This window comes from Thioalkalivibrio sp. (assembly GCF_007692535.1).
Classification (GTDB): domain Bacteria; phylum Pseudomonadota; class Gammaproteobacteria; order Ectothiorhodospirales; family Ectothiorhodospiraceae; genus Thioalkalivibrio.
Map to the genome: position 1 here is coordinate 1 of NZ_REBW01000207.1, position 9,292 is coordinate 9,292.

Genomic DNA, 9,292 nt, shown 5'->3' on the forward strand with positions numbered 1-9,292 from the left:
CCGCAAACTGTAGGTCGGGTTAGCCCAAAGGGCGTAACCCGACGGGCCTCGCACCCCACCCACGGGCGCAAAATAGCGTCGTCCCCGGGACCTCGTCGGGTTACGCTGCGCCAACCCGACCTACTGTGCTGTGACTTTCACGTTAAAGGTACAGGAACGACGGGGGTTCGCGGTAGATGTGTTGCGAATCAATCATGGTTCCGAGCTCCATCGAATCCAGTGTCAGGATGCGGCGGCGGGCTGACCGGTGGCACGCGGGGCGTGGAGTGGTTTCTCCCTGTGGGCGGCTATCAGGCTGCCGTGCTCGCGTCGATGCCGATGCGGTCGCGCCCGCCACCCTTGGCTTCGTAGAGCGCACGGTCGGCAGCGCGGACCAGATCCATTGCGCTTGCCACGCGGCGTGGTCCGTCCATGTGGCTGGCCAGGCCGATCGACACCGTGGAGTGGAAAGACGCTCCCCTGGAGCCCTCGTACACCTGTGACACGATCGCCTCGCGGAGCCGTTCGAAGACGCCGCGGGCATTCTCTAGCCCGGTGCCCGGAAGCAGGGCGACGAACTCGTCCCCACCATAGCGCATGACGAAATCGCGCTTGCGCAGATGCTGTGTGAGGATGCGCGCGGTGCTGGAAAGGACTGCATCGCCAACCAGATGGCCATGCGTGTCATTGATCCCCTTGAAGTGATCCAGGTCGATGAAGGCCATGGTAAGCGGCCAGCTGTTCTCGCTCGCGAGCAGGAATTCCGTCTCGAGGACCTCATCGAAGCGGCGTCGGTTCTGGAGTCCGGTCAGCGCATCGCGATTCGCGGTCTCGCGCAGGTGCTGGGTCACGTCTTCCATGTCCTGCACCTGGCGTTGCTGCTCGGAAATCTGCTGTATCAGGTGGAGATTCCGGATCGCGAGAATCTCGCGCGCCTGGTCGGTGACGCCGGCGGCCTGCCGCGCGGAGATGACCTCGGTGTCGTAGAGGCCGGCGACGTCGGGCAGCACCTCGGAAACCCGCGCCAGCAGCGTCTCCAGCGACGCTCCATCCATGCCGAGCAGGCGCCACGCACTGCGGGCGAGCTGCTCGGTCGCGGCGTCGCGATCCTCGTGGTCCAGATACAGGTCGGCGATCTGGCCGGCGACCGCGATACACTTGACGAACACCCTGGTGTCCGTGGGTATCCGCGTATTCAACGGGTCATGCGCCATGGAAGCGATCGGTGCCAGGCGCTCGGGCAGGCCCCAATGGCGCATCAGCCACGAACCCGCTTCACCATGATCCGAGCCCAGCTGTTCCCGCTCGGCACTGAGCAGTTGATCATGCCCCGTCGTGTCCCTGAGCAACGGGCGATAGTCCTCGGGAATCGCCGCGTCGAGCGCCAGGACGCCGATGTCCTGCAGCAGTCCGGCCAGGAAGGCCTCCTCGTGGTCCTGCAGTTTGACCATCTCGCTGATCATTCTGGCCGCCGATGCAGAGATCAGCGCCCGGCGCCAATATCGGTTGATGCCCCGGGCAGTACCCGTTTCGCCGTTCAGCATGTCACCGAGTGAGAAACTCAGCGCCATGGTCATCGTGGCGTTGAGGCCGAGAACGACCATGGCCTGGCGCAGGTTGTGGCTGCGGCGGCGCTGGGCATACAGGGCGGAGTTGCTCGCGCGGAGTACGCGGCTGGCGAGGGCGGGGTCCTTCGAGAGCAGGCGCGCAAGCGACGTGAGATCGACATTCGGATCCCGGCCCAGTTCGACGATCGCAATTGCGATTCCCGGGGGGCTCGGCAGGTTGGGACAGTATTCGAGGGCGGTGCGGATTTTGGGCGTCATGGTGATGTCTTTCTGTCGTCAGTCCCGCCCGTCGTTTGACTTTTTTATCCGAAGGTGGCGAACCCAACACCATCATCAGTCGCACAAATTGGCGTTTTTTAATATTTGCAAATTAACCTCCCCGGCCCCTTCGGTCAATGAAATTTTGTGCGGCGATGCCGGGTCATGCGCTGGACCGGGGCTCCCAAGGTGCTCCGCCCAGGATCTTCGCTGCAGCCTGCGCCCTGGCCGGGTCTACTCGCCAATGAGATGCAGAACGATACGGCGCCGGTTCGGTGCGCTTCGGTGCTCGAACAGGAAGATGCCCTGCCAGGTGCCCAGAACCGGTCGTGTCCCGTCGACGGGAAGACTCAGCTGGGTCTGGGTCAGGGCGCTGCGCACATGGGCGGGCATGTCGTCGGGTCCTTCCGACCGGTGGCGGTACGTCGTCGTCTCCTCCGGAACCAGGCGCGTGAAGAAATCTGCCAGGTCTTCCCGGACATCGGGGTCGGCGTTTTCCTGGATCAGCAGGCTGGCGGACGTATGCTGGACGAAGAGCGTCAGCAGGCCGGCCTCGATCCCGCTGTCGCGGACCCAGGTCGCAACCGCGGGGGTGCACTCGTACAGACCCTTGCCAGTCGTTTGCAGCGTCAGTGTATGGGTGGCCTGGCGCATCGCAATCCTCCGGGGCGGGGTTGAATGATTCGGCGCTTCATGGGTCAGAGGATATGACTGGGTTGACGTGTCTCCACGGTTTCCGGAGCAGAACCTCGAGACCCTCGGCGTATGGCCGTGGCTGGAGCCTACCCCGAAGCCAGGTCCGCTGCCACTGGGCGCGGGTTCCGGCGCTCGGAGCCTGTGGATATCCCTGATCCTGGGCTCTTGTTATCATGCTCGCTTGACCACTTTCTGACACGTGGCGGAGATACGATGCTGCAATCGATTCGTGACAAGGCAACCGGCTGGCTTGCCTATGTCATCATTGGCCTGATCGCCATTCCATTTGCCCTCTGGGGCCTGGGCGAGTATTTCGGTGGCGCAGGGCCGCTGGTTGCGGCCGAGGTCAACGGGCAGGAAATCCCGGTTCGCATCGTGCACCAGGAGACCCGAGCCCAGCGCGAACAGCTCGCACGCATGTTCGGCGGAGAAATTCCTGCGGACGTCTTCGATGAGCGCGCGATCCGCAATGCCGCGCTGGAGGCCCTGATCCAGCGTGAACTCCTGCGCAAGGCTGCCGAGGACGCGGGCTTTCGCGCCTCGGAGCGTGGCGTGATCCGCGAGATTCGTGGCATCCCCGCTTTCCTGGAAGACGGGCGCTTCAGTCCCGAACGCTACCGCACGGTGCTGGAGGCCCAGCGCATATCCCCCGGGGATTTCGAGCGCGACATGGCGCAGTCGATCGTGCTGGCGCAGATCCAGCAGGCGATCGAGGCAAGCGGGGATCCCCCGATGGACAAGGCGACCGAATTCGCGCGTCTGCGGAACCAGATCCGGGTCGCGAGTTGGCGGATCTTTGCCGCAGCGGACTTCGACCGTCCCGACGTGGTCGGGGATGACGCGGTCGAGGCGTTCTACCGCGAGAACCCGGATCGCTTCACGACGGCCGAGCGTTTGCAGATTGCCTACCTGCGGCTCGATCCGGAGGCCATCGAGGCCAGAATCGACGTCACCGAGGAGGATGTGCGCGAACACTACGAGGTGAACGTGCAGCGCTATGCCGAGCCGGAACTGCGCCGGGTGCGGCAGATTTTGATCGACCACGACGCTGCCGATGCGGAGGCCCGGGTGCGCGAGCTTCGTCAGCGCATCGACGCCGGCGAGGACTTCGCCGAGCTTGCAACCGAGTACTCCGACGATCGCCTGTCGGCGGACCGCGGGGGCGAACTGGGACAGATCGCGCGGGGTGACCTGGATCAGATCCTGGAGACCGTGATCTTCTCGTTGCCGGAGGGCCTGATCAGCCAGCCGGTACAGACCCGGCTTGGTTGGCATCTGGTGGAAGTGACCGATATCGAGCCGTCGCGCGCACAGCCCTTCGAGGAGGTGCGGGATGAAGTCGAGCTGGATCTCCGTGACCGGCGTGCCGAGCAGCGCCAGATCCAGGTGCTGGACGACCTGCTGGCCCAGAGCTTCGAGAACCCGGACAGCCTGGGCCCGGCGTCACGCGCGACGGGTCTCGAGATCCGCACCACCGACTGGTTCACCCTTGAGTCCGGTGACGGGGTGGCCCGGTTCCGTCCGGTTCGCGAGGCGGCCTTTAGTACGCCCGTGCGCCGTGACGGTCGCAACAGCGAGCCGGTGGATCTTCCCGATGGGAGCACCGTTGTGTTGCGGGTCGAGGAGCGGCAGGAGCCCAGGGTGCTCCCCCTCGACGAGGTGGCCGGTGAGATCGTTGAAATCCTGCAGCAGGACGCGGCCGCGCAGGCCGCGCGGGAGCAGGGCGAGGCTGTCCTCGAGGCCCTGGCCAATGGAAGGACCGTCACTGAACTTGCCGAGCAGGAGCCGCAGAACTGGGTCCAGTCGGTCTCCGTGAATCGTGCCACCGGCCCGGAGGAGGATGTCGATCTGCCCAGGGCATTGATGAATCATCTCTTCCAGATGCCCGCCCCGCGGGACGACGCGGTTCGGAAGAGCGGGTTGCGTCTGGCTGACGGCGACTACGCCGTGGTTGTCCTGGAGGCGGTGAAGATGCTCGAACCCGACGAGGCCGTGGTGGATCTGTTCAGGGTCATTGACGACCTGCAGATCGCCTATTCGGGCGCGGAGATGCGAGCCTACCTCGCCTGGCTGGAATCGGAGGCCAAGATCCGGCGTTATCCGGAGAACCTCGAGTAGGGGCGATCAGTAGCGGCCACCGCATTCCAAGGACCGGGCGGCGCGTAGCGTCTCCGGACTGCGGCGGCTCGCCGCCGCTTTCGGCGATCGGGCTGACCCTGCGTAAGAAAGCGGGAGCAAGCTCCCGCAATCCAAGGCTGGCGGGGATCAGTCCAGGCCGACCTCGCCCGGACCCAGACCAAGGATGTTGAAGCCGGAGTCGACGTGCATCACCTCGCCGGTGATGCCGGCCGCGAGGTCCGAGCAGAGGAACGCGCCTGCGTTGCCGACCTGCTCGATGGTGACGTTGCGACGCAGCGGCGCGTTCGTCTCGACGTGGTCCAGGATGCGGCGGAAGTCGCCGATGCCTGCTGCCGCCAGGGTCCGGATCGGCCCCGCGGACACGGCATTGACCCGGGTCGATTCCGGCCCCAGGGTGTAGGCGAGGTAGCGGACGTTCGCCTCCAGGCTGGCCTTGGCCAGGCCCATCACGTTGTAGCTGGGCATGGCACGCATCGCACCCAGGTAGCTCAGCGTCAGGATCGACGCGTTGCGGTCCTTCATCATGCCCCGTCCGGCCTTGGCCATCGCTGCGAGGCTGTAGGAGCTGACGTCGTGGGCGATCCGGAAACCGTCGCGGGTGATGTTGTCGAGGAAGTCGCCCTCGAGCTGTTCCTTGGGGGCGAAGGCCACGGAGTGCACGAGGATATCGAGGCCGTCCCAGTAATCGTCCAGGCGCTCGAAGACCTGCTCGACCTCCTGGTCGCTCTCGACGTTGCAGGGCACGAAGATGTCCGAGTCGAACGCGGCGGCCATCTTCTCCACGCGCTCGCGCAGGCGCTCGTTCTGATACGTGAAGGCCAGTTCGGCACCCTCACGGCGCATGGCCTCGGCGATGCCGTAGGCGATGGACCGGTTGCTGGCGACACCGACGATCAACGCGCGCTTACCCTTCAGAAACCCCATGCAGTCCTCCTCGTGTCGATATGGATGTTGCTCCGCGGTGGCCACAGTCATTGCCTGCGGCCGGGACCGGTGTCGCCACAGGATTCGCGACGGGACCGGAGCGCGTGCAACCGACTGCGATCATACCCATGTGACCGGTGTGCGACCACATCTCCGTACGCTGCGCACCTCCCTGCGGCGCCTGGAACGGGAACTCGCTTGCCGGCGGGCGTCGTCGGCGGCCCGGTAATCAGCCGTCGACGGCGAGATTGGCAGCAACGTAGAGGGTGAGCGTCTCGCCGGCGCGTATGCCGTCGCCATTCAGCGCATTCCAGCGCTGCACATCATCGATATCGACCTGAAAGCGGCGCGAAATCATGCCCAGGGAATCGCCGGGCCGGATCTGGTATTCGACGCGGCGCAAGGTCCCCTCGGCTTGATCCTGCGGAATCTTGAGCACCTGTCCCGGCTGCAGCGTGGCATTGACCGCCAGGTCATTCCGTTCCCGGATGCTGGCGATACTCACGCCGTACTGCCGGCTGATGGTCCAGAGGCTGTCGCCGGACTGCACGGTATATTGCCAGTCTGACGGGGCGACGGCCCGGCCTGGCGCGGGATGGGCCGTCACGGTTGCACCGGAAACGGGAACCCGCAGTTGCTGTCCGATCCGGATCATGTCCCCGTTCAGGCCGTTGACCCCACGCAGTTCGGCCACGGTCACGCCGTGCTGCAGGGCAATCCGGCCGAGGCTGTCGCCGGCGCGTACCTCGTACTCGGAGTAACGCACCAGCGGATAATCGGGGCCGCGCTGCTGCAGCGCCAACTGCAGCCGCTGCGCCGCCGGCGCCGGCAGCAGCAGGTGCTGCGCCGCGTGCGGGTGCGTGATGGCCCTGCGGTAGCCCGGGTTCAGCTGGAGGACTTCCCGCGCCTCGATGCGGGCGAGTTCCGCAACGTATTCGAGGTCGGCCTGCCGACCCAGCTGTACGGGCTCGAGATAGGGCCTGTTCGCGAGTTTCGGTACCGCGATGCCGTAGCGCGCGGGTTGTTCGATCAGCGCGCGCAGTGCCAGGAGGCGCGGCACGTAGGACATGGCCTCGCTCGAGAGTTGGAGGTTCCAGTAGTCGGTGGGGCGGCCGGCCGCGGCGTTTGCAGCCATGGCCCGGGCCACATTACCCTGTCCGAAATTGTAGGCGGCCAGTGCCAGATACCAGTCGCCGAAGCGCGCGTGCAGACTTTCCAGGTAATCCAGGGCGGCATGGGTGGACTGATAGACGTCGCGTCGGCCGTCGTACCAGTCGTCCTGGATCAGGCCGAAGTGCTCGCCGGTGCTGGGGATGAATTGCCAGATTCCCGCCGCCATCCCTGGGGAAGTGGCGTCGGCCGCGTAGCCGCTCTCCACGATCGGGAGCAGGAGGAGTTCGCCCGGCAGGCCGCGGCGCTCGATCTCTGTCAGGATGAAGTAGGCGAAGGGCTTGGCCCTGTTGGAAGATACTGTGATGATGTTCGGGTTTCGGCGGTAATGCTCGATGTAGACTGCGACGCGGGGATGATCCAGCGCCTCGGTCATCGCGAATCCCAACCGGGCACGGGTCCAGATGTCGGGGGCGTCTTCGGGTTTCATGACCGGCTGCCGGAGGGCGCGGCTCGCATCGCGCGACAGGGCCGGTGCGGGTCGTTGGGCGGTGCTCCGCTCCGCGCCTGTGGAAAGCCCGTGAGTGTCCCCGGACGCCGCGGTCTTCGCCGGATCATGCAGGCTGCAGCCGGTGCCCAGGAGGGCGGTGGCCAGCAGGACGAAGGGTAGAGGAAGAAGCCGGATAATCATGGACCTGAAGGATAGAGCAGAGAAGGCATTTCACCAAGCGTTTCGGGCCGATTGTCTGCGCGACTGGTACGCCGGCATGCAGGGACACCGGGTGCTGGAGTTGCTCCGCCGTGAACTCGGCTCGCTGTGTCCGCTGCGCTTCCGGGATTCCTTTCTGGAACTGGCCCCCGTCCCGCTGGTGCGCCCCGAATGGACCGGGGCGGCATGGACGGTACAGGTGGGCTCCGGGAGTGCCGGGCTTCATGCCGAGCCGGACCGGCTGCCGTTGGCTTCGGACACCTTCTCCTGCGTGCTGGTGGCCCACGCAGGGGTGTCTTCCGTCGGCCCCGACGCGGTGATCGCAGAGGCCGCGCGCGTGCTCGCGCCCGAGGGGCACCTGTTCCTGCTGGAAATCAATGCGTGTCCGCCGGCCGGGGCGAGCAGCCTCGGGACCTTTTTGCCTGTCGGGCTGCAGCGCCGGGTCTATCGCCGGTGGCTGGAACAGGCCGGCCTGGGCGTCCGCCGCCAACGGACCCTGAGCCTGCTGCCCGGGCAGCTTCCACAGTCGCTCCATCGCCGCCTGGGCCGCGTCGATGCACTGGCAGCGCCATGGCTGCCGTTCCTGGGCAGCTGCGTCCTGACGGTGGCAAGGCGTCGGGACGCAGCCCCGCTGCCGCCGCGAGGTTCGCGTCTGCGCTGGTCGCGTCTGTCCGTTCGACCGGGCGGGGCCTCACAATGGGCATAGGCGGCGATGTGGTCTACATCTTCACCGACGGCGCCTGCCGGGGCAATCCGGGTCCCGGCGGCTGGGGCGCGGTACTGCGGTTTGGCGGCAGGGAACGCGATCTCTACGGCGGGGAGCCCGAGACGACCAACAACCGGATGGAGCTGATGGCAGCGATCCGCGCGCTGGAAGCCCTGAAGCGCCCCTGCCGGGTGGAGCTGCTCACCGACTCGCAGTACGTCAAGCAGGGCATCACGTCCTGGCTGCCGGGGTGGAAGCGGCGGGGCTGGCGCGCCTCCAGCGGCCAGCCGGTCAAGAACCAGGATCTCTGGGAGCAACTCGATGCCCAGGCCCAGCGCCACCAGGTCGAGTGGTTCTGGGTGCGCGGTCACACCGGCCACCCCGAGAACGAGCGCGCCGACCGCTTGGCGAACCGGGCCATCGATGAGATGCTGGCGGGCGACAAACCGGTTCCAGGCGGATAGAGAGGCGGCCCATGCGACAGATCGTGCTCGATACGGAAACCACCGGGCTGGAGCCCTCGGAAGGACACCGCATCATCGAGATCGGTTGTCTGGAGGTCGTGAACCGACGGGTGACCGGGGAGCGGTTGCACGAATACCTGCAACCGGACCGCGAAATCGACCCCCGGGCGATCGAGGTGCACGGGATCAGCAACGAGTTCCTGTTGGGCAAACCGCGGTTCGCCGAGGTGGTCGATCGCTTCCTGGATTTCGTCGATGGCGCGGAACTGGTCATCCACAATGCGCCTTTCGACGTCGGTTTCATCAACCACGAGCTGAGACGGGCCAAGGCGCGGGTGCGCCGTATCGAGGACGTCTGCGGAATTCTGGACACGCTGGTGCTCGCCCGACGGATGCACCCGGGCAGCCGTAATTCCCTCGACGCCCTGTGCAAGCGCTACCAGATCGATGCTTCGGGGCGCGTGCTGCACGGTGCGGTCCTCGATGCCGGCCTGCTCGCCGACGTCTACCTGGCCATGACCGGCGGCCAGGTCACGCTGAGCCTGGAACGGGAGGGCCCGGATCCGGCAAGTCTCTCGGTGCCGGTGCGGGCGCGGGGCCCGAGTGTGCCCCTGCGCGTGATCGAGCCCAGTGCGGAAGAACGCGCGGAACACGACGATCTGCTGGTCCTGCTGGACCAGTCGTCGGGCGGCTCCTGCCAATGGCGGCGCTTGTCTGGCTGAACGATATCCCCGCAATC

General features: G+C 66.1%; 8 protein-coding genes. 4 read left to right on the forward strand and 4 right to left on the reverse strand.

Features of this window, described 5'->3' with window-relative positions:
* Positions 1–290: 290 nt before the first annotated feature.
* Both EA346_RS11955 and EA346_RS11960 read right to left on the reverse strand, forming a co-directional pair.
* A complete protein-coding gene (locus EA346_RS11955) occupies positions 291–1,805 on the reverse strand; it encodes a GGDEF domain-containing protein (RefSeq protein WP_296758875.1) in 1,515 nt (504 codons plus the stop codon).
* A gap of 234 nt (positions 1,806–2,039) precedes the next feature.
* Positions 2,040–2,459, reverse strand: coding sequence for a secondary thiamine-phosphate synthase enzyme YjbQ (locus EA346_RS11960; RefSeq protein ID WP_296758877.1), 420 nt, complete (start codon positions 2,457–2,459; stop codon positions 2,040–2,042).
* Positions 2,460–2,714: 255 nt separating this feature from the next.
* Here EA346_RS11960 and EA346_RS11965 point away from each other — a divergent pair, with 255 nt between their 5' ends.
* Positions 2,715–4,619, forward strand: coding sequence for a SurA N-terminal domain-containing protein (locus EA346_RS11965; RefSeq protein ID WP_296758879.1), 1,905 nt, complete (start codon positions 2,715–2,717; stop codon positions 4,617–4,619).
* A gap of 147 nt (positions 4,620–4,766) precedes the next feature.
* On the opposite strand, the gene EA346_RS11970 is transcribed toward EA346_RS11965, so the two are convergent.
* The gene (locus EA346_RS11970) at positions 4,767–5,564 is read right to left on the reverse strand and encodes an enoyl-ACP reductase (protein ID WP_296758882.1); all 798 of its coding nucleotides are present in this window, start codon (positions 5,562–5,564) and stop codon (positions 4,767–4,769) included.
* A 229-nt stretch (positions 5,565–5,793) separates the two neighbouring features.
* Positions 5,794–7,365 (reverse strand): LysM peptidoglycan-binding domain-containing protein, encoded by a 1,572-nt coding sequence (locus tag EA346_RS11975; protein WP_296758884.1) that lies wholly within the window; start codon positions 7,363–7,365, stop codon positions 5,794–5,796.
* Here EA346_RS11975 and EA346_RS11980 point away from each other — a divergent pair.
* From EA346_RS11980 to dnaQ, 3 genes are read left to right on the forward strand one after another with little or no spacing between them, the layout of a single operon-like run.
* Positions 7,364–8,089 carry a hypothetical protein gene (locus tag EA346_RS11980; RefSeq protein WP_296758886.1) on the forward strand — a complete coding sequence of 242 codons (726 nt, stop codon included), beginning with the start codon at positions 7,364–7,366 and terminating at the stop codon, positions 8,087–8,089. The genes EA346_RS11975 and EA346_RS11980 overlap by 2 nt on opposite strands.
* Positions 8,086–8,553, forward strand: a complete 468-nt coding sequence (gene rnhA, locus EA346_RS11985; protein WP_296758890.1) for a ribonuclease HI — start codon at positions 8,086–8,088, stop codon at positions 8,551–8,553. Before EA346_RS11980 ends, rnhA begins: the two co-directional genes overlap by 4 nt.
* Positions 8,554–8,564: 11 nt before the next feature.
* A complete protein-coding gene (gene dnaQ, locus EA346_RS11990) occupies positions 8,565–9,275 on the forward strand; it encodes a DNA polymerase III subunit epsilon (RefSeq protein WP_296758888.1) in 711 nt (236 codons plus the stop codon).
* Positions 9,276–9,292 lie beyond the last annotated feature (17 nt).